Source organism: Polynucleobacter sp. MWH-S4W17 (assembly GCF_018687535.1).
Taxonomy (GTDB): domain Bacteria; phylum Pseudomonadota; class Gammaproteobacteria; order Burkholderiales; family Burkholderiaceae; genus Polynucleobacter.
In genome coordinates this window covers 626,766-644,911 of the sequence record NZ_CP061295.1, presented here as the reverse complement: position 1 = coordinate 644,911, position 18,146 = coordinate 626,766, and the positions used below count along the sequence as shown (strand labels likewise).

Annotated in this window: 22 protein-coding genes; 13 read left to right on the top strand and 9 right to left on the bottom strand. The window is 45.3% G+C overall.

Going from position 1 to position 18,146, the window contains the following annotated elements; genetic code table 11:
* Nucleotide 1: 1 nt before the first annotated feature.
* A complete protein-coding gene (locus C2755_RS03455) occupies nucleotides 2-1,591 on the top strand; it encodes a rhodanese homology domain-containing protein (protein ID WP_215321785.1) in 1,590 nt (529 codons plus the stop codon).
* A 39-nt stretch (nucleotides 1,592-1,630) separates the two neighbouring features.
* Here C2755_RS03455 and C2755_RS03450 read toward each other — a convergent pair whose 3' ends face one another.
* A complete protein-coding gene (locus tag C2755_RS03450; RefSeq protein WP_215321784.1) occupies nucleotides 1,631-2,680 on the bottom strand; it encodes a fumarylacetoacetate hydrolase family protein in 1,050 nt (349 codons plus the stop codon).
* A gap of 266 nt (nucleotides 2,681-2,946) precedes the next feature.
* Between C2755_RS03450 and C2755_RS03445 the strand changes: the two genes are divergently transcribed.
* Both C2755_RS03445 and C2755_RS03440 read left to right on the top strand, forming a co-directional pair.
* Nucleotides 2,947-3,132 carry a hypothetical protein gene (locus C2755_RS03445; RefSeq protein WP_215321783.1) on the top strand — a complete coding sequence of 62 codons (186 nt, stop codon included), beginning with the start codon at nucleotides 2,947-2,949 and terminating at the stop codon, nucleotides 3,130-3,132.
* 23 nt (nucleotides 3,133-3,155) lie between these two features.
* Nucleotides 3,156-3,377, top strand: a complete 222-nt coding sequence (locus C2755_RS03440) for a TIGR02450 family Trp-rich protein (protein WP_215321782.1) — start codon at nucleotides 3,156-3,158, stop codon at nucleotides 3,375-3,377.
* Between the two features lie 51 nt (nucleotides 3,378-3,428).
* Here C2755_RS03440 and C2755_RS03435 read toward each other — a convergent pair whose 3' ends face one another.
* Nucleotides 3,429-3,956, bottom strand: a complete 528-nt coding sequence (locus C2755_RS03435) for a hypothetical protein (protein ID WP_215321781.1) — start codon at nucleotides 3,954-3,956, stop codon at nucleotides 3,429-3,431.
* A 104-nt stretch (nucleotides 3,957-4,060) separates the two neighbouring features.
* On the opposite strand from C2755_RS03435, the gene C2755_RS03430 reads away from it, so the two are divergent.
* Nucleotides 4,061-4,450, top strand: a complete 390-nt coding sequence (locus C2755_RS03430) for a group II truncated hemoglobin (RefSeq protein ID WP_215321780.1) — start codon at nucleotides 4,061-4,063, stop codon at nucleotides 4,448-4,450.
* 80 nt (nucleotides 4,451-4,530) lie between these two features.
* Nucleotides 4,531-5,292, top strand: coding sequence for a TerC family protein (locus tag C2755_RS03425; protein WP_215321779.1), 762 nt, complete (start codon nucleotides 4,531-4,533; stop codon nucleotides 5,290-5,292).
* Nucleotides 5,293-5,312: 20 nt separating this feature from the next.
* On the opposite strand, the gene C2755_RS03420 is transcribed toward C2755_RS03425, so the two are convergent.
* Genes C2755_RS03420 through C2755_RS03410 form a run of 3 tightly spaced genes read right to left on the bottom strand, consistent with a single transcriptional unit; the run spans nucleotide 5,313 to nucleotide 7,930 of the window.
* Entirely contained in the window at nucleotides 5,313-6,530 is a 1,218-nt protein-coding gene (locus C2755_RS03420; RefSeq protein ID WP_215321778.1) for an aminoacetone oxidase family FAD-binding enzyme, read from the bottom strand.
* A gap of 3 nt (nucleotides 6,531-6,533) precedes the next feature.
* On the bottom strand, nucleotides 6,534-7,046 hold the full coding sequence (locus C2755_RS03415) for a hypothetical protein (protein WP_215321777.1): 513 nt from the start codon (nucleotides 7,044-7,046) through the stop codon (nucleotides 6,534-6,536).
* Nucleotides 7,047-7,072: 26 nt separating this feature from the next.
* Nucleotides 7,073-7,930: an LOG family protein gene (locus C2755_RS03410; RefSeq protein ID WP_215321776.1), complete on the bottom strand. Its 858-nt coding sequence runs from the start codon at nucleotides 7,928-7,930 to the stop codon at nucleotides 7,073-7,075.
* Nucleotides 7,931-8,096: 166 nt separating this feature from the next.
* Here C2755_RS03410 and C2755_RS03405 point away from each other — a divergent pair, with 166 nt between their 5' ends.
* On the top strand, nucleotides 8,097-8,300 hold the full coding sequence (locus C2755_RS03405; RefSeq protein WP_072582947.1) for a hypothetical protein: 204 nt from the start codon (nucleotides 8,097-8,099) through the stop codon (nucleotides 8,298-8,300).
* Between the two features lie 139 nt (nucleotides 8,301-8,439).
* Nucleotides 8,440-9,177 carry an ABC transporter substrate-binding protein gene (locus tag C2755_RS03400; protein WP_215321775.1) on the top strand — a complete coding sequence of 246 codons (738 nt, stop codon included), beginning with the start codon at nucleotides 8,440-8,442 and terminating at the stop codon, nucleotides 9,175-9,177.
* Between the two features lie 14 nt (nucleotides 9,178-9,191).
* Here C2755_RS03400 and C2755_RS03395 read toward each other — a convergent pair whose 3' ends face one another.
* Nucleotides 9,192-10,607, bottom strand: a complete 1,416-nt coding sequence (locus C2755_RS03395) for an MBL fold metallo-hydrolase RNA specificity domain-containing protein (RefSeq protein WP_215321774.1) — start codon at nucleotides 10,605-10,607, stop codon at nucleotides 9,192-9,194.
* A 64-nt stretch (nucleotides 10,608-10,671) separates the two neighbouring features.
* Here C2755_RS03395 and C2755_RS03390 point away from each other — a divergent pair, with 64 nt between their 5' ends.
* Together C2755_RS03390 and C2755_RS03385 are read left to right on the top strand one after the other, a co-directional pair.
* On the top strand, nucleotides 10,672-11,556 hold the full coding sequence (locus tag C2755_RS03390) for an NAD(P)H-hydrate dehydratase (protein WP_215321773.1): 885 nt from the start codon (nucleotides 10,672-10,674) through the stop codon (nucleotides 11,554-11,556).
* 6 nt (nucleotides 11,557-11,562) lie between these two features.
* The gene (locus C2755_RS03385) at nucleotides 11,563-12,540 is read left to right on the top strand and encodes a DMT family transporter (protein ID WP_215321772.1); all 978 of its coding nucleotides are present in this window, start codon (nucleotides 11,563-11,565) and stop codon (nucleotides 12,538-12,540) included.
* A gap of 20 nt (nucleotides 12,541-12,560) precedes the next feature.
* On the opposite strand, the gene C2755_RS03380 is transcribed toward C2755_RS03385, so the two are convergent.
* Nucleotides 12,561-12,839 carry a protein tyrosine phosphatase gene (locus tag C2755_RS03380; protein WP_215321771.1) on the bottom strand — a complete coding sequence of 93 codons (279 nt, stop codon included), beginning with the start codon at nucleotides 12,837-12,839 and terminating at the stop codon, nucleotides 12,561-12,563.
* Nucleotides 12,840-12,920: 81 nt separating this feature from the next.
* Between C2755_RS03380 and C2755_RS03375 the strand changes: the two genes are divergently transcribed.
* Nucleotides 12,921-13,550: an FABP family protein gene (locus C2755_RS03375; RefSeq protein WP_215321770.1), complete on the top strand. Its 630-nt coding sequence runs from the start codon at nucleotides 12,921-12,923 to the stop codon at nucleotides 13,548-13,550.
* A gap of 85 nt (nucleotides 13,551-13,635) precedes the next feature.
* Here the strand turns inward: C2755_RS03375 and C2755_RS03370 are convergent, their stop codons facing one another.
* Both C2755_RS03370 and C2755_RS03365 read right to left on the bottom strand, forming a co-directional pair.
* A complete protein-coding gene (locus C2755_RS03370) occupies nucleotides 13,636-14,784 on the bottom strand; it encodes an aminotransferase class V-fold PLP-dependent enzyme (protein WP_215321769.1) in 1,149 nt (382 codons plus the stop codon).
* Between the two features lie 115 nt (nucleotides 14,785-14,899).
* Nucleotides 14,900-15,802: a DMT family transporter gene (locus tag C2755_RS03365; RefSeq protein WP_215321768.1), complete on the bottom strand. Its 903-nt coding sequence runs from the start codon at nucleotides 15,800-15,802 to the stop codon at nucleotides 14,900-14,902.
* A gap of 148 nt (nucleotides 15,803-15,950) precedes the next feature.
* Between C2755_RS03365 and C2755_RS03360 the strand changes: the two genes are divergently transcribed.
* From C2755_RS03360 to C2755_RS03350, 3 genes are read left to right on the top strand one after another with little or no spacing between them, the layout of a single operon-like run.
* A complete protein-coding gene (locus C2755_RS03360; RefSeq protein ID WP_215321767.1) occupies nucleotides 15,951-17,096 on the top strand; it encodes an alpha-hydroxy acid oxidase in 1,146 nt (381 codons plus the stop codon).
* 51 nt (nucleotides 17,097-17,147) lie between these two features.
* Nucleotides 17,148-17,897, top strand: a complete 750-nt coding sequence (locus C2755_RS03355; RefSeq protein WP_251368528.1) for a hypothetical protein — start codon at nucleotides 17,148-17,150, stop codon at nucleotides 17,895-17,897.
* Nucleotides 17,898-17,920: 23 nt separating this feature from the next.
* Nucleotides 17,921-18,112: a hypothetical protein gene (locus C2755_RS03350; RefSeq protein ID WP_072582957.1), complete on the top strand. Its 192-nt coding sequence runs from the start codon at nucleotides 17,921-17,923 to the stop codon at nucleotides 18,110-18,112.
* Nucleotides 18,113-18,146 lie beyond the last annotated feature (34 nt).

The window sequence follows — 18,146 nt, the reverse complement described above, 5'->3', positions numbered from 1 at the left end:
TATGGCAATTCAAACTAAAAATCACTCATTCGTTCGCAATAAACTTCTCAACAAAGAAGAAATTGCATTCTTAGATGTGCGCGAAGAAGATCCTCATGCGCAAGAGCATCCCCTCTTTGCCGCAAACCTGCCTCTTTCCAGAGTAGAGATTGATGCTTACGCAAAGCTACCAAAGAAAAATGTACCTATCGTCACCCTTGATGATGGCGAAGGTTTTTCTCAATTAGCTGCGCAACGCTTAATCAATCTTGGGTACACCGATGTATCGGTTTTTGAGGGAGGTGTTCAAGGCTGGAAAGCAGCTGGCGGTGAAGTATTTAAAGATGTGAATGTTCCCAGTAAATCATTTGGTGAGTTTGTAGAATCCAAGGTCCATACCCCCTCTTTATCAGCGCAAGAAGTAAAACAATTAATCGATGACAAAGAAGATGTCGTTGTTGTTGATGTACGCCGCTTTGATGAATACAACACGATGAGCATTCCCACCGGTATTAGCGTTCCAGGTGCAGAGCTGGTTCTGCGCCTTCCAGAGTTAGCACCCAACCCAAAGACGAAGGTCATTGTGAACTGCGCCGGCAGAACTCGCAGCATTATTGGCACTCAGTCGCTGATTAATGCCGGCATTCCAAACAAAGTTAATGCGCTACGTAATGGCACGATTGGCTGGACGCTTGCCGGCCAAGAATTGGATAAGGGACAAAGCAGAAAGTTTCAGGAAGTGAGTGACGACACAAGAAATGAAGCAGCAGTACGCGCTCGCAGTGTTGCTGATCGAGCCGGCGTTAAGCGCGCTAGCCTTGGCGATATACAGACATGGAAAGCACAAGCCGATCGAACGACTTATTTCTTTGATACGCGCACTCCGGAAGAGTATGAAGCAGGTCATCTTCCTGGCTTTAGATCGGTACCAGGCGGACAGCTTGTACAAGAAACGGAGATGGTTGCTCCAGTTCGTGGCGCACGTGTAGTGTTGGTAGACCCAAGTGGTGGTGGCGTGCGCGCTAATATGCCCGCATCTTGGTTGGCGCAAATGGCTTGGGATGTTTATGTTCTTGATGGAGTCAATACCTCCGATCTCAAGGAAAAAGGAATCTGGAAAGCGCCCCTACCCGACCTTCCAAAAATAGAGAGTGTTGATGCTGCTACTGTCTCCAATTGGCTTAAGAGCGATAGCAATACCATTGCAATCGATTTCAGCACACATGCCAACTACGTGAAAGGACACATCCCTGGAAGTTGGTATGCACTCCGTTCTCAACTTACTGAAGCAATGAAAAAAATTCCTCAGGTAGATCGCTATGTTATTACCAGCGCACCAGCTGAATTAAGTCTTTTTGCTGCCCAGGAAGTGCAAGTCTTGACTAAAGCTGAGGTACTCGTTTTGGCAGGCGGTAATGCCGCCTGGGTAAGGGCAGGATTAGATCTAGAAAAAGGTCCGAGTCATTTAGCCTCACCTCCCCTGGATCGCTATAAGCGCCCTTATGAAGGCACTAGTGTAGATCCTGCAGCAATGCAGGCCTATCTTGATTGGGAGTTTGGTTTAGTGGAACAACTGGGCAAGGACGGAACTCATCACTTCTGGGTTCTCTAGGTCCTTGCTGTTGTTCTGAAAGCTTACTGAGTTAATCAGTTAAGCAATCTTGTTGCGGATGATGCCAATGCCAGTGATGTTTGTTTCCATAACATCACCTGGCTTCATAAACTCCTGAGGAGTTCTGCCTGCGCCTACCCCAGAAGGAGTGCCAGTTGCAATAATGTCGCCTGGCAATAATGTTAAGCCACGCGATAGCTCAGCAATAATTGCCGGGATCTTGAAATACATTTGCTTGTAACTAGCGTTTTGCTTTTCAACGCCATTCACATGGCAAATAATGCGAGTGTCATCTAAATTGACACCACCTGCAGTAACAACCCATGGACCCATTGGACCATGACCATCCAAGCTCTTGCCTTTAAACCATTGGCCGGACTGACGCTTTTGCTGAATATCACGCGCCGTAGTATCGTTGAAGGCAGAATAGCCAAAGACATAGTCCATTGCATTCTCTTCAGAAATATTCTTGCCTTTTTTACCAATCACCACTGCTAGCTCAGCCTCCCAATCAATCATGGTGGAGATGCCGGCATCATAAGGAATGTTATCGAATGGGCCATTCATAGTTTGCGTGCCTTTAGTAAAGAGCACAGGAACCTTTGGGTACTCCTTCACAGCAGTATCGGCGCGATGCTTGAGGCCTTCTTCAAAATGGTCTAGATAATTCCAGCCCACGCAATAAATATTGCTTTGTGGCTTAGGAATAGGTGATAGCAAAACCACATTATTCACATTGGCTAAATTACTTCCACGACCTTTAAATAATGTTGCCAACTCACTCAAGCCTTTGTTGCCAGAGGCAGCCAATGAAATCATTGAGGTAGGATCGAATGAGAGCTGTACTTTTTGACGAGCCGCTTCCGCAGGGATATCAACCACCATACCGTCATTAGTAACCAATCCCAATCTTGAGGTGGCACCCATTTTTGGCAAATAGTTAGCAATTCTAAGACCCGCTTTACCAGTCAATGGCTCCACCACAATCGGCGGCTGACCATCAGTCGCAGCAATTGCATTAGAAATAAACATACTGCTAATAGCAGCAGATGCACCCAATTTAAGCGCATCTCTCCGATTTGTATCCACAGCGTCTCCTTCAATATTTTTGTTTTTAAATGTCTTATTAAGACTAAGCGTTGTTTATTAAACAATCTGCAGTAAATATTAATACCAAACCTGATTCTTGGGCGAAATATTGGAAATATCGCTATCCTCTAGGGGTGCAATCCTTGAGAATCCCTCCCCAAATTCGTCTAGCCTTCTACCTTGCGATCCTTCTCGGGCTTAGTGCCTGTGGTCGAGAGACATACACTACTTGGAGTTGTAGCGCCCCTTCCGAGTCTAAAGTTTCCATGGTGCTCCGAAAGGCCCAAATGGAATTTAAGGGGGTGGCACTTGATTATTGCGGAAGTTTGGGCGCCCAAAGCTACTTTGATGAAAAATGCTCAGGTCAAACCGATCAATCGAAGACCGTATTCTCACCCTCCTCAGGTGCGCTCTTGATCAATGGTCAAGAATTCCAGTGCACTGCCTTATAAAAAAGAATGGGAATGTATTACCGATGAATCGACTCAGCCCTAAGAAATTACTCCTCACCAAATGGACCGCAGTTCAACCGATTGCTAAACAAAAGCATTTCTTGGTGAGTAAAGTAATTCTGCCAGAACCACCAAACGAAAAAATTGAGTTTGTGGAAATTGAAGCAGTCTATTCCAAGAAAACCACACAAATCGCATGGCGCGATCTCACTAATAGCGAATTATGGCTACAAGGTTGGAAATAAAAAACCGCCCCAGTTGTGAGGCGGCTTTGTTTTTCCCTGGCTTAATCAGGCCTATTCATCAGCCTTCTTCTTGCCCCCGGATTTTTTAACTAGTTCATCGATATTCTTTTCCGCAGTCTCGGCAACTTGGTTCACAATGCGGCGCCCTTCTTTAAACATATTCTGACCAGTCGTTGACATTTCATGAACTACCTTGGATAGCTTGTCAGCATGTGCTGGCATTTTATTTTCAGCATCCTCAAGCCATGTTACCAAAGAGCTACGAACCTTTTCTAAATGCTTTTCCGTTTCATCAGCGGCACCTTCGCCGAGTTCTTTTAAAACTGCTTTCACCTTCTTTTGGTATGCGGCTGCACGTTTCGCAGTTTCTTTTGTAGCTTCTTCCTGTAAGTCTTTTAATTTAGCTAAATCGTTCTTAGCAGCTGACTTGGCGCTATCGAGGGCATTTTTCATGCCCCACTCAATCTCCGCCATATGATGCTCGCTTAATTTTTTTGCCGCCTCAAGCAAAGTATGTGAGTAATCGAATAATTCTTTTGCTTTTTCACGCTGCCATTTTTGAAGTTCTTTTGCATCCATTTGTACACTCCTATAAACAAGGGTTAATAAAGCTTTGGCATTTAACTCTATACCGAAATAGAAGAACTGCCAATTCCCCGAATTTACCGCATTAAAATGACAAAATGAGTGAAAAAATATCCATTTATGAGTCCATTGGCGGCATAGACCAAATTGACGCGTTAGTAGATCGTTTTTACGATTTAATGGCCCTAGAACCCCATTTTGAGGATCTACGGTCCATGCACCCGCAAGATCTTTCCGGCTCTAGGGAAAAACTCAAGTTCTTCCTCACCGGCTGGATGGGCGGTCCTGATATCTACTCACCCAAATATGGCCACCCCATGCTAAGGGCTCGGCATCTGCCATTCAAGATTGGCTTAAAAGAACGAGATCAATGGCTTGCTTGCATGTATAAGGCCATGGAAGATTGCGGGATTGATGGCAACGTTGCCAAGCAATTAGAAGAATCCTTTTTCAATACTGCCGACTGGATGAGAAATCAACCCAACTAATGATGTGGTCATTAAATTGAAATAGGGGGTTGGTGTTATTCGCTAAACTCTCATCAATAGTTACATTAGTAAAGTAGAAAATGATCGAAAGCACGATGCAGCTCCTGAGTGATCCCAATACTTGGATTGCCTTTCTGACACTCTCTGCCCTTGAAATTATTCTCGGCATTGATAACATCATTTTTATTAGCGTTATCGCCAACAGACTCCCTTCTGAAATTCGGGAGAGGGTTCGCCGCTTCGGTCTTTTGTTTGCGCTTGTCACTCGCATTCTTTTATTGCTAAGTCTATCGTGGGTAATGGGTCTCACAACACCCCTCTTCAGCATCTCCGACCACCTGATTAGTGGCAGAGATTCAATCTTATTGCTTGGCGGCTTCTTCCTAATCTGGAAGGCCTCCAAAGAAATTTATATTGAAGTAGAGGTGGGTGAGCATGGCGATGAACAAATTGACTCTCAGGGGAAAGACCGCGCCAAGTCAATGCTCTCTTTATTTATTGGCTCTGTTTTACAAATTGGCTTGCTAGATATTATTTTTTCCCTAGATAGCGTGATAACAGCAGTAGGTATGGTGGATCAAATTAGCGTCATGATCGCAGCAGTCCTTGCTTCGGTGCTCATCATGCTGATTGCCGCTAAACCCATCGGGGATTTTGTTCAGCGCCACCCCTCTATTAAAGTGCTGGCCCTGTCATTTTTGACTGTTGTTGGTGTGGTATTGATCGCAGAAGGAATGGGCGTTCACATTCCTAAAGGCTATGTCTACGTTGCTATGGCATTTTCTTTATCTGTTGAGCTTTTAAATATCCGCTCGCGTGAAAAGAAGAAAAAACTGAAGTAAGCCCTGGTGCGATGAGAAATTTATAGGGATTGCGCACAAGCATAGCCGCTGGCCCATGCCCATTGGAAATTGTGCCCACCCAAATGACCAGTGACATCAACGCACTCACCTATAAAGAATAGCCCTTGGTGTTTGCGCGACATCATCGTTTGACCGTCCAACTCTTTTGTATCCACCCCACCCAACATGACCTCAGCTTTTTTCCAACCCAAGGTACCCGCTGGCTTTACAGACCAGTTCGTGAGCAGCTCCTTGAGAGCTTGACGATCCTTTTTAGAGACTTCGGCCCATTTTCGACCCATTAGATTGCGCTGCTCTGCAAATACTTTAGCTAAGCGCTGAGGAAGCACAGAAGCCAAAATCGTTTCGGTAAGCTTTAAGCGATTCTCTTCATTATTAAAAAGCTCATCGCAGTTAAATCCTCCAGGACGCTCAATTGCGCCAAGCCAATCGATGTGAATCGGTTCGCCCTCTTCCCAATAACTGCTAGCCTGAAGAACTGCGGGACCAGATAAGCCCTTATGGGTCAGAAGTAAGTCCTCATTGAATCTACAGGCGCCATATCGATATCCCTTAGAGCCGGAGGCGATTCTGACTGGGACAGCTAGACCAGCTAATTCACTGAGATCGCCGAAGTTATCTGCAGTAAATGAGAGCGGTACTAAAGCGGGCCTAGGATCAATCACATTCAAGCCAAACTGCTTGGCAATATCCAATGAATAGGCCGTAGCTCCGATGGCGGGAACCGGCAACCCTCCAGTTGCCATAACGACTGACTTAGATTTTTCAGTGCCAGCATTCGTTTGAATGGACCATCGATCACCTTCTTGCTCAATCGCTTGCACTGAGACTGGATGACGAACAGTCACATTCCCCTTGGCGCACTCTGCAAACAATAGATCAATGATTTGTTTGGCAGACTCATCGCAAAATAATTGACCCTGATGTTTCTCATGGTAATTAATACCATAGGATGTCACCAGCTTGATAAATTCTGTTGAGGGGTATCTAGCGAGTGCACTTTTAACAAAATGCTGATTGAGAGATAAAAAGTTAGCTGGGCTAAAATGAAGATTGGTGAAATTACAACGGCCGCCACCGCTAATACGAATCTTCTCACCCAATACCTCAGCATGATCCAGTACAAGTACTTTTTTTCCTAACTGGCCAGCAACTCCTGCGCAAAATAAGCCAGCTGCTCCACCACCGATAATGATGGCATCCCAAGTTTTACTCATGCATTACTCAAAACGATCAATGATGTCAGATGAGATATTGAGCTTTCTCATATGAAGCTTGGTATAGGCTTGGCGGAAGTTCTTAGTCATGGAGATCATGACTGATGCAGTCCATGCGAAGGAAAACATTCCAGAAAAAGCGATGATCACTGCCAGCATCTTCCAGCCATCAGGAAGGATATCTTCCATAAATCCCATTGCAGTATAGGTGCTACCACTAAATAGAATACTTTGCCCCAGAGCAGGCAACAACTTGAATACATACAAAGCAACACCCCAAATCAGTATTTCAGCGATATGGGTTAAGAATAAGCAGAAGATGCTTGCGTAAAAACAGAGAGCTACGGCAGAGTATTTCTTTTCGGCCAAATATAGAAAAGTTTTGACTTCATAGCGCTTCGAAATCTGCAGCAGCACCACTCCATGAAAAATCATAACCAATAAAAGCATGGTACCACCCAAGAGATAGCCCGGAAGATCTAGAGATGTGGCGATGCTAGTTTGCGCTGGATTCATAGTGGGATTTTACAGGCGAGTACTTGTTAACCCAATTGATACCAATCCTGAATCACCTGCCAAGCCTCCTGGGCAGTCTCTGAGAAGTGAATGGTTTGCATATCCTCTTGATCAATCACACCAAATTCCACCATGTGATCAAAGTTAATCATCTCATTCCAATATTCTTTGCCCACCAGAATCACGGGGATGGGGACGACTTTTTTGGTCTGAATCAGTGTCAACACCTCAAATAACTCGTCACAGGACCCAAATCCGCCAGGAAAGGCAACAATCGCTCTAGCACGCAACATGAAGTGCATCTTGCGCAACGCGAAGTAATGAAAGCGAAAACTTAAGCCGGGGCTGACATAAGGATTGGGGTGCTGCTCCCTAGGTAGACTGATATTAAAACCAATGGTTTTATCGCCCGCTTCAAATGCACCTCGATTAGCAGCCTCCATAATTCCGGGGCCGCCGCCTGTGCAAATATGAAGTTTATTAAAGTTATTCTCTTGAGTAGCGTTGTAATGAGCAACCAATGAGCCGAACTCTCGGGCTGACTCGTAATACTTGCTATGCAGAAGCGCTCTGTTGGCATCTGCAATCTTCTCTGGTGTATTTGCATTTTCCTTCAGAGTTAATGCTTCAGCATGACTGATAAATCGAGTCGACCCAAATACGGTAATCGTATGTTCGATACCATGCTCCTTGAGTAGGATCTCTGGCTTTAATAACTCCAATTCAAAACGAATGCCAATCGTTTCCCTGCGCGACAAAAAAGCCTCGTCACCAAAAGCAAACTTATAAGAATCCTCGGAATCTTCTTCCGATATTTGATTCTTGTGTAGATTTAAAAACTCAGTAATCGTCTGTGAGTTATTAATGGGGAGTTTTGGACTCATATTGCAACCTTTTGACATCTATTTAGGGTCATCTTACTCTGTGAACTAAATCAGTATTAACACCTAGATTAACCAAGGATATGAGGGCTTAGGGCTTATCAGGATTTACCTAGCACTTAAGCAGAGTTAAGATTGGCTGAATCTCAACTAAATCGAAGGAAAAGCAATGAGCAACCGTTCAATTATCATCATGGTGCTAGTCTTAATTGGTGCCACCGCCTACTTACTCCTCAAAGGCGACGGCAACGTGGATATGGGCGGCGAGAAGCATGGTGCAGAAGCTGCTCATATGGAAGAAGCTAAGAAAGATGCTCCCGCCGCTGCTCCAACAGCACCTGCTGCTGCTCCAGCGGCTGACGCTAAGAAGTAATTCCTTCTTTTGCACAAAAAGCCGCGGTCCGCCGCGGTTTTTTTATCTCCATCTTTTAATGAAGCTGATATTTTCCTCACTCCTATCTCTGACGCTTTTGTGCTTATCACAACTCGCTATAAGTCAATCACCTAAGACTATGAAAACTATTGACCAATCCACCTTAACTTCTTTTGCGCCAAATGGCGTTCTGCGCGTCGGCATTAATTTAGGCAATCCGATTCTGGCCAATCAGGATTCAAACTCCAAAAGCTTATACGGAGTAACCATTGATATTGCCAATGAGATTGGGAAACATATTTCATTACCCGTCCAACTGATCCCATTCAAAACGGCGGGGGCAACAGTCGATGCAGTGAAGACCGGAGAAATTGATTTGGTATTTGTGGCGATCGACCCAGTTCGTGGCGCTGATATTAGCTATACCCCAGCCTATATACAAATTGAAGGCGCCTATATGGTGAAGGCCTCCTCTGCTTTAAAGACGAATGATGAAGTAGATGCTGCCGGCAATGAAATTGTCGTAGGCAAAGGGAGCGCTTATGATCTTTACCTTACGCGTGAGATTAAAAATGCCGCCCTATTAAGAGCCGCTAGCTCACAAGCCGTAGTGGATGACTTTATGTCTGGAACAGGCAATGTTGCAGCAGGTGTCAAACAGCAGCTAGAGAGTGATGCCAAGCGCTATGGGGGCTTACGGATGCTGCCCGGTCGTTTCATGGTGATCAATCAAGCGATTGGCATTCCGAAGGCTAGAGCCAATTATGAAAGTACAAACGCCTATTTAAGCAATGTCATCGCGGAACTCAAGCAGTCTGGGTTTGTGGCGGACGCTATGAAACGTCACAATATCCAAGGCGCAAAAGTGGCCGACTAAATAAGATTATTGAGTTAGCACCGATAAGAATGCAAGCGTTCAGGAATAATGACCTTAGTCCAATGCAATTCGTCCCTGATGCATTGAGCTAAAACTGATGATGATTCTGGTTCACCATGCACAACAAAGACAGCACTTGGTTCCCGCTTGAATCCTCTAAGCCAGTCTAGTAAACCCGCCTGATCAGCGTGAGCAGATAAACCACCAATTGTGTGAATCGAGGCCTTAACCGGAATCTCTTCACCAAATAGTCGAACCTTCTCCACCTTATCCACCAATCGTCTACCCAGACTTCCATAAGCCTGAAATCCAGTTATGACAATGGCATTTTGAGCACGTGGCAAATTACTGGCTAAGTGATGAACAATACGACCAGCATCACACATGCCGCTCGCCGAAATAATGATTGCTCCACCTTTAATTTTATTTAAGGCTTTTGACTCTTCCACATCCGCAATAAAGCGAAGATCCACAGCCTCTGGGTTATTTTTGTACCATTCAAAAGTAGCTTGAGACTGGCCATCTAATTGAGAGAAAAAATGCTGTGTGAGATGTGTTGCTGCAGTGGCCATAGGCGAATCAACCCAAATACTTAAATGGGGTAGATGTCCTCTTCTCACTAAGTCGATTAAGAGAAATAAAATCTCTTGAGTGCGCCCTACTGCAAAAGCTGGCATTACTACATTGCCATGGGCGGTCATGGTTGAGGTGATAATCTCAACTAACTCATCCTCAGTGTCTTGCAAACTACGGTGTAAGCGATCTCCGTATGTGGATTCAACCACAACAACATCAGCCTCTTGAATTAAATCAGGGTCAGGCATTAAGACTTTACCCTTCATGCCGATGTCACCTGAAAATACACAACGCTTTTTCTGAAGCTCATCTTCTACAACATCGATAACAGCGATAGCAGAACCCAAAATGTGTCCGGCATTATGAAATTCCAACTGAATTCCAGGCATCAACTCTAATGACTGCCCATATGCCAAAGGCTCAAACTGAGCCAGAGTCATTTCAACTTCCTCCCTGGAATACAGGGCAACAGGGACCTCTCCACGCCACTTTCCAACCTTGATTTTTCTCTCGGCTCTTTCTACGTCTGCGCGCTGCAAATGGGCGCTATCGAGCAATAGAATTTTTATTAATTCAAAGGTGGCATTTGTACAGTAAATGGGCCCAGCAAAACCTTGTGCACATAGACGAGGCAATAAACCACTGTGGTCAATATGCGCGTGCGTTAGCACTACAAAATCGAGATCTTTTGGTGGAAATGGTAAAGGCTCGAGATTCTTATTTGTTGCCTCGCGGCCACCCTGAAACATGCCATAGTCAACCAGGAAACGCCTTGGCATGCCAGATAACATGACCTCAACCGAATGGCGAGAGCCTGTTACCTCACCTGCCGCACCAAGAAATTGGATCTTCATATGTTCAGCATACTCTTTCCTGTAATTTGCTCAAGACCTCTTAAATCAGAGCGATACTATTAATATGACCATCAAACCAGACACCCTTGACGCTCTTAAATTGGTTAAATTTCTTGAGCGCGAGGCTTCAGAACATAAAGGCAATGCAGGCAAAGTTGTTTTAATAGGTGGCGCACCAGGAATGGCGGGCGCTCTGATTTTGGCGGGTAATGCTTGCTTACATCTAGGCGCAGGCTGGACTATCTTAGAAATCTTAGATCCTGCTTCAGCACACGCAGATTTCGATCACCCCGAGCTCATGATTCGTCTTGCGACAGACGATATTCGTCAAACACTGAATACCGCTCAGCCCGATGTTATTGCTGTTGGCCCAGGCCTTGGCAAATCTCCTTTAGCAATTCAATGCCTAGGTGCAACACTTTCATACTCCAACATTCCACTAGTAATTGATGCTGATGCTCTCAACTTAATCAGTGAATCTACTGAGCTACTCGAGAAGCTACAAGTTCGTAATCAAGCACTTCCAGGGTTGACTGTTCTCACCCCTCACCCCGGCGAAGCGGCAAAGCTTTTAATGACCACCACAGAAAAAGTGCAATCAGATCGTGTGGACGCCATTCAAAAGTTAGTTGAATTAACCCAATCGATCGTGGTTCTTAAAGGGCAGCACACTCTGATTGCCTCATCTCAACATTCTCCAGTTCAATGCCTTGCCGGTAATGCCGGTATGGGCACTGGAGGCATGGGAGATATTCTAACGGGAAGCATTGCCGCTATCGCCGCTCAAGGTATACGCCATCAACTGGATCTATGGCAAGCCATTGGGATTGCAGTTGAGTTGCACGCCAGCGCGGCAGATAGTCTAGTGAGTAAAGGGATTGGTCCTATAGGTCTAACGCCCTCTGAGACTATTTTAGAAATGCGAGCGCTACTCAATAAGCTGTTATAAATCGTTATGCATTCAGTAAGCGCAGCACATCACCACCGACGCTACCTCTATGGCATTTTGATAGCCGGAGTAGGCTCTATGCTATTTTCCGGCAAAGCTATTTTGGTTAAGCTCGCCTTTGGTTATGGTGCAAATGCGGAGACCCTCCTAGCCTTACGCATGCTCATGGCGCTCCCCTTGTTCTGGGGGATCTTTTGGTGGGAGTCGCGCCGCAAGGCGATGAGCCCCATCACCTGGCTTGATCGCTCCAAATTATTTTTCCTCGGATTTTTAGGTTACTTTTTATCTAGCTACATTGATTTCTTAGGACTTCAATACATCTCGGTTGGCCTGGAGAGAATTGTTCTCTACCTCACGCCAACCATTGTTTTATTAATCTCTTATTTTGTTTTAAAGAAACCGGTCTCTAAACTACAGTGGCTCTCTCTCATCGTTGGCTACATTGGCGTTTTCATTGTCTTTATTCAAGATACTAGCTCCACTGGCATTGGCGCTTGGTTAGGCATGGCTCTCGTATTCGGTAGTGCCTGCTCCTATGCAGCCTACATGATTGGCGCCGGAGAAATGGTGAAGCGTATTGGTAGCGTGCGCTTGGTTGTCTATGCCAGTTCAGCCTCGGCATTTTTGAGCATAGTGCAATCAACCATCCATAACCCAATGGCAATATTTGAACAGCTTCTACCTATTTATTGGTTTAGTCTACTGAATGCCAGCTTATGCACCGTTATTCCAATGTTGCTAATTATGATCGCCATAAACCGCATCGGATCTCCACTCGTAGCTCAAGCTGGAATACTTGGCCCAGTCTCCACTATCTTTATGGGATACCTCATTCTGGCGGAGCCAATCACTTGGACACAAATTGGTGGCATGACTTTGGTGATGGCTGCAATGTGGTTGTTAGTGCGCAATGATGCGCCAACAAAAAAGTCACCAAATCCCAAAGGATCTGATGACTTCGATAGTGCGGAGCCCCTCAACTAAGGGGGACTCATTTATGTGTATTACTGAGCTGCGGCGTCAGCTGCTGCTTTAGCCTTCTTTTTGGACTTCTTTTTCGCTTTTTTCTCAGCTTTCTTTTCTTTCTTTGCTTTTTTCTTTGCTTTTTTCTCAGCAGACTTCTCAGCCGGAGTAGTAGCAGGTGCAACCACTGGAGCGGCAGCAGGCGCAGCGACCGGTGCAGGTGCAGGAGCTGGATCAGCAGCCATCACAGAGATGGGGGCAATACCAATAGCAGCGGAAATCAGGGATGCTAGGCTCAAGCGCGCGATACGAGAAATCATGTAATTCTCCAAGATAGTTTGTGGATAATTTAATAATACTCAAAAATTTGAGAGAAATGCTTCATTTTTAAAAGGTTGCTGATGAGTAATTTTCCAAACGACATTTTTACCGAACCCCAAGGCTACCCCGTCAATACCCTAGAACAGCTTGGGCCCTTGACTGGCATGGCTGGCATCTGGGAAGGAGTTCGTGGCTTAGACGTAAAGCCCAAAGCAGAAGGACCTAAGAAGCAAGCTTATGTTGAGAGAATTGAGCTTCAGCCTATTGACCCCCAAACCAATGGCCCCCAGCTTTTTTATGGCTTGAGGTACCACACCCACATCACCAAGCCCGACCAAGTAAAGACCTATCATGATCAAGTGGGGTATTGGTTATGGGAGCCTGCAACTGGCAACATCATTCACACACTGAGCATTCCTCGAGGCATGATTACGATGGCCTCTGGTAATGCCGCTGAAAATGCAAAGCAATTTGAATTGCATGCAAAAGAAGATGATCGCTGCGCAGGCATCTCCTCTAATCCATTTTTAGATTACGCCTTCAGAACGGTTGAATTTCATATTCAGGTTTCGGTTCACGATGATGGAACTTGGTCTTACGAGCAAGACACGGTGATGCAGATTAAAGATCAAGTAACGTTATTTCATCACGTTGATAACAATATACTTCATAAGATTGGCGATGCCACTCCTAATCCATTAGCTAGATAAGCTACTGATCAATTTAATTTGTCCGATGTAATAAAGGCCATCATCTGATGGCCTTTATTAATTAATGCTGAACTACTTGAGTTGATTACGCAGGCTGCGCTTCAGTCTCGGTAATTTTTTCTAATGCGGTAGCGAGATGTCCAACTGTACGATCAACATTCGCCAACTTCTCTAAACCAAACAATCCAAGGCGGAAGGTGCGGAAATCTGCACGCTCGTCACACTGCAAGGGAACGCCTGCAGCAGTTTGCATACCCAGAGCAATAAACTTCTTACCAGATTGAATATCAGGGTCCTTGGTGTAGCTAACAACTACCCCAGGAGCTTGAAAGCCCTTGGCGGCAACAGAACTATAGCCTTGAGAAACTAATAGGTTGCGCACTTTTGTGCCCAACTCTACTTGCTTATCCTTCAATGCTGCGAAGCCAAGTGACTGAGTCTCTTTCATCACATTACGCAGAATCTTTAAGGCATCAGTCGGCATGGTGGTGTGATACACATGACCACCCTTTTCATATGCTTCCATGATCTGCAGCCACTTTTTGAGATCCATAGAAAAACTGCTGCTTTGGGTTGCATCAATGCGCTCACGTGCACGATCACCTAGAGCGATCAATGCGCAGCATGGGGAACTACTCCAACCTTTTTGAGGTGCAGTAATTAATACATCGACATTACAAGCTTTCATATCAACCCACATTGCACCAGAAGCAATGCAATCCAATACAAACAAACCATTTACAGAACGCACTGCTTCACCGACTGCTTTGAGGTAATCATCCGGAAGAATAATGCCAGCAGAAGTTTCTACGTGCGGCGCAAATACTACCGCTGGTTTTTCTTTCTTGATGAAGGCAACTACTTCTTCTATTGGAGCTGGTGCAAATACACCCTGCGTTGAATCTTCTAATTGATGCCCTTTGATAACCGTCACGTCTTTAGTAATGTTGGCCAAATCAAAGATTTGCGTCCAGCGATAGCTAAACCAGCCATTACGTAAGACTAAGCATTTTTCATTGTTAGCGAATTGGCGAGCTACCGCCTCCATACCAAAAGTTCCGCTACCAGGCACGATGACTGCAGAGCTAGCGTTATAAGCATCCTTAAGGACACTCGAAATGTCGACCATCACGCGCTTGAACTCTTCAGACATGTGATTTAAGGAGCGGTCGGTGTAAACAACCGAGAACTCTAATAAACCATCTGGATCAACATTGGGGAGTAAGCCTGGCATAGTAATTTCCTAGGGATTTCTGTGATTAGCCCTAAATGATACTGATTTAAGGCTTTCTTGGGGACTGTGGTCCAAAACCCTGCTTAAAAGGGCGTTTTTGCCAGTTTTGGCAGTTTTACTTTTCCTTTTTCGAGGAAATAACAATACCCGCCACAATCAGACCAAAGGCGAGCCCATGAAATAGTTGGGGGGGTTCACCCAGAATGGCGGCCGATAACAGCGCAGTAAATAAGGGTATGAAATTAGCAAAAAAGGCGGCAACCGTAGGCCCCGCCCCATTCACACCTAGGCCCCAGCAACGATAAGCAATTAAGGACGGGCCAATTGCCACGAAGACAATTAAAGAGGCGGTCCACCAATTGAGATCCAGAAAAGCATGCCCAGCTGCAATTTCAAAACCATCAAAAAATCCCGTCCACAACAGACCCACAGTTACTTGCGCCATTAAAAATTCAGCCCATGGCCATTGACGCTCTGAACTAGAACCCGGACGACTCAACATCCAGCTATAAAAAGCCCACAAGATTGTGGCCAACATAATTAAAAGATCGCCCACTACTAATTGCATAGACAGTAAGGCCGCTAGATCTCCACGGGTAAGCACAATACCCACACCTAATAAGCTCACCACTGCGCCAATCATCTGCAAGATGCTAGGCTTTACTTGATAAAACACTGCACCAATGAATAGCATCCAGATTGGCATGCTAGCGCCGATCAAGGTGACGTTAATAGCGGTAGATGTTTGAAGAGCGAGATATAACAGTACGTTGTAACTACCTACCCCGAATAAACCCAAGAGAAGGAAACGTTTCTTGTTTTGCCATAAGGCACTTCCCGGCATCAGCACACGCCAACCCAAAGGAAGCAAAAGTAAGGCGGCTAATCCCCAGCGGACCGCACTTAAGGTAATAGGGGAGATACTTCCAACCAATACTCGCCCGGCGATTGCATTACCCGCCCATAAAGCGGTGGCTATGAGCAAGTAGGCAATTGTGGCGAAATTCAGTTGGTACATACAGAGGGGCTTAATGGGGAAGTAGTTATTTGAGGTCCCCAAGCAAGGGATAACCTAGCATTGTAGAAACAAATCCCCGGTATTGCTAAGATAGAGCTTAAATTAAGCTTTTGCTTCTACAAAATAGCATCAAAAAGAAGGATACATTGTGGCAATCATTACCAATATAGAAGACTTGCGGGTCCTCCATCAAAAGCGCACCCCCAAGATGTTCTACGATTATGCAGACTCAGGATCGTGGACTGAGTCAACATACCGCGCCAATGAATCCGATTTTCAAAAGATTAAATTGCGTCAGCGTGTAGCGGTCAATATGACTAACCGCACTACTAAGACAACCATGGTTGGTCAAGAAGTTGCCATGCCGGTGGCACTGGCACCTACAGGCCTTACTGGCATGCAACATGCCGATGGTGAAATTTTGGCAGCCAAGGCTGCTGAAAAGTTTGGTGTGCCATTTTGCTTATCTACTATGAGTATTTGCTCAATTGAAGATGTAGCGGAGCACACTACAAAACCCTTTTGGTTCCAACTTTATGTCATGAAAGATCGCGGCTTTATTGAGCGTTTGATTGAGCGCGCTAAAGCAGCCAAATGTTCAGCACTGGTTTTAACTTTGGATTTGCAAATCTTAGGTCAACGTCATAAGGACCTAAAGAATGGTCTGTCCGCACCTCCTAAGCTGACAATTGCCAATATGATCAATATGGCGACTAAGCCCCGCTGGTGCTTGGGTATGGCTATGACACCACGTAGAACCTTCCGCAATATTGTTGGTCACGCTACTGGTGTCGGTAATATGTCTTCACTGTCCTCTTGGACTGCAGAACAATTTGACCCGGGCCTCAATTGGGGTGATGTGGAATGGATTAAAAAACTCTGGGGCGGAAAATTAATTATCAAAGGCATCCTAGATGAAGGTGATGCGCGCTTAGCGGCAAACTCTGGCGCCGATGCTTTAATTGTTTCTAACCATGGTGGCCGTCAATTAGATGGTGCGATTTCTAGTATTCAGGCTTTACCTGGAATTGTGAATGCCGTTGGCAAAGATATTGAAGTGTGGATGGACGGCGGCATTCGCTCGGGTCAAGATGTTTTAAAAGCATGGGCCTTGGGTGCGCGCGGCACGATGATTGGCCGCCCATTCCTATATGGCTTAGGCGCCATGGGTGAAGCTGGTGTCACTAAGTGTTTAGAGTTAATTCACAATGAGTTGGATATCACCATGGCATTCACAGGCCATCGCGATATTCAGAATGTGACTAAAGATATTTTGTATCCAGGAACCTTTTAAATTTTCCCCATCCTCAACCACCCTCTTGCTGTCTTTGGCATCTCACTTATAGTGTTTGCCTTTTCTGTTTGGTTTGGATATGCCGCACTGAGTCGCTATCGCACAAAAGATACTGAGACATCCGCAGATCTTGGCATTATTCAGACGGCTACCTTAACCTTGCTAGCCTTAATTATTGGCTTTACCTTCTCAATGGCTATCAATCGCCATGATCAGCGAGAGATCTTTGAGGAAGGCGAGGCAAATGCCATTGGCACCGAATTCTTAAGGGCTGATCTACTGCCACCAAAGGCGGCTGACGCAACAAAGGGTCTCTTGCTTCAATATGTAGATCAACGTATTTTGTTTTACTCCAAGCAGACCCCAGAAAAGATTGAAGAGATTCGCAGTAAAACAGATCAATTGCAAACTGCCCTCTGGAATGAGATTCTTCCAACTGTTCGCACGCAACACACTGCCTCTATTGCACTAGTTGCCGCGGGTATGAATGATGTTTTGAATTCTCAAGGCTATGTACAAGCAGCTTGGTGGAATCGTATCCCCCTTACGGCCTGGGCATTGATGGCAGCAATCGCTATTTGCGCCAATCTCTTAGTCGGATTTGGCGCTCGGAATTTTGAGAAGAACATCGCTCTATTTATGATCTTTCCTTTTGTTATCTCAGTATCTTTCTTTTTGATTGCTGATATTGATAGCCCACGAGGCGGCGTCATTCGCATTGAAGCGAGGAACTTAGTGGCACTAAAAATTAACTTAAGCCAGCAGATGAAGATTACCAGTCCATCTATCGGCAATCAATAAGCTTCAGCGCAAAGGCGGTCTAAATGAAACGAGTAGTCGATGTTTTTAAAAACCGGGGGCGTGAACTGGTGTGGACTTATGTCATCCACCTTCAGAATGACGAGGAATTCCATCCCGGGCAATTAGATTTCGAAGTTGAAGCTCTTAGACTCTCACAAATAGATAAACGCGGCTTAGTAAATGAGCTTAGCGCTAAAGTCAGACTTAATAACTGAGCTTGAATTGCCTTTTTAAGGGGTAAAGCCCCTG

Coding starts and splice junctions, on each gene's coding strand:
- C2755_RS03455 (WP_215321785.1), top strand. CDS start 2: ATGGCAATTCAAACTAAAAATCACTCATTCGTTCGCAATAAACTTCTC.
- C2755_RS03445 (WP_215321783.1), top strand. CDS start 2,947: ATGGTGCTCCGAAAGGCCCAAATGGAATTTAAGGGGGTGGCACTTGAT.
- C2755_RS03440 (WP_215321782.1), top strand. CDS start 3,156: ATGAATCGACTCAGCCCTAAGAAATTACTCCTCACCAAATGGACCGCA.
- C2755_RS03435 (WP_215321781.1), bottom strand. CDS start 3,956: ATGGATGCAAAAGAACTTCAAAAATGGCAGCGTGAAAAAGCAAAAGAA.
- C2755_RS03430 (WP_215321780.1), top strand. CDS start 4,061: ATGAGTGAAAAAATATCCATTTATGAGTCCATTGGCGGCATAGACCAA.
- C2755_RS03425 (WP_215321779.1), top strand. CDS start 4,531: ATGATCGAAAGCACGATGCAGCTCCTGAGTGATCCCAATACTTGGATT.
- C2755_RS03420 (WP_215321778.1), bottom strand. CDS start 6,530: ATGAGTAAAACTTGGGATGCCATCATTATCGGTGGTGGAGCAGCTGGC.
- C2755_RS03415 (WP_215321777.1), bottom strand. CDS start 7,046: ATGAATCCAGCGCAAACTAGCATCGCCACATCTCTAGATCTTCCGGGC.
- C2755_RS03410 (WP_215321776.1), bottom strand. CDS start 7,930: ATGAGTCCAAAACTCCCCATTAATAACTCACAGACGATTACTGAGTTT.
- C2755_RS03405 (WP_072582947.1), top strand. CDS start 8,097: ATGAGCAACCGTTCAATTATCATCATGGTGCTAGTCTTAATTGGTGCC.
- C2755_RS03400 (WP_215321775.1), top strand. CDS start 8,440: ATGAAAACTATTGACCAATCCACCTTAACTTCTTTTGCGCCAAATGGC.
- C2755_RS03395 (WP_215321774.1), bottom strand. CDS start 10,607: ATGAAGATCCAATTTCTTGGTGCGGCAGGTGAGGTAACAGGCTCTCGC.
- C2755_RS03390 (WP_215321773.1), top strand. CDS start 10,672: ATGACCATCAAACCAGACACCCTTGACGCTCTTAAATTGGTTAAATTT.
- C2755_RS03385 (WP_215321772.1), top strand. CDS start 11,563: ATGCATTCAGTAAGCGCAGCACATCACCACCGACGCTACCTCTATGGC.
- C2755_RS03380 (WP_215321771.1), bottom strand. CDS start 12,839: ATGATTTCTCGTATCGCGCGCTTGAGCCTAGCATCCCTGATTTCCGCT.
- C2755_RS03375 (WP_215321770.1), top strand. CDS start 12,921: ATGAGTAATTTTCCAAACGACATTTTTACCGAACCCCAAGGCTACCCC.
- C2755_RS03370 (WP_215321769.1), bottom strand. CDS start 14,784: ATGCCAGGCTTACTCCCCAATGTTGATCCAGATGGTTTATTAGAGTTC.
- C2755_RS03365 (WP_215321768.1), bottom strand. CDS start 15,802: ATGTACCAACTGAATTTCGCCACAATTGCCTACTTGCTCATAGCCACC.
- C2755_RS03350 (WP_072582957.1), top strand. CDS start 17,921: ATGAAACGAGTAGTCGATGTTTTTAAAAACCGGGGGCGTGAACTGGTG.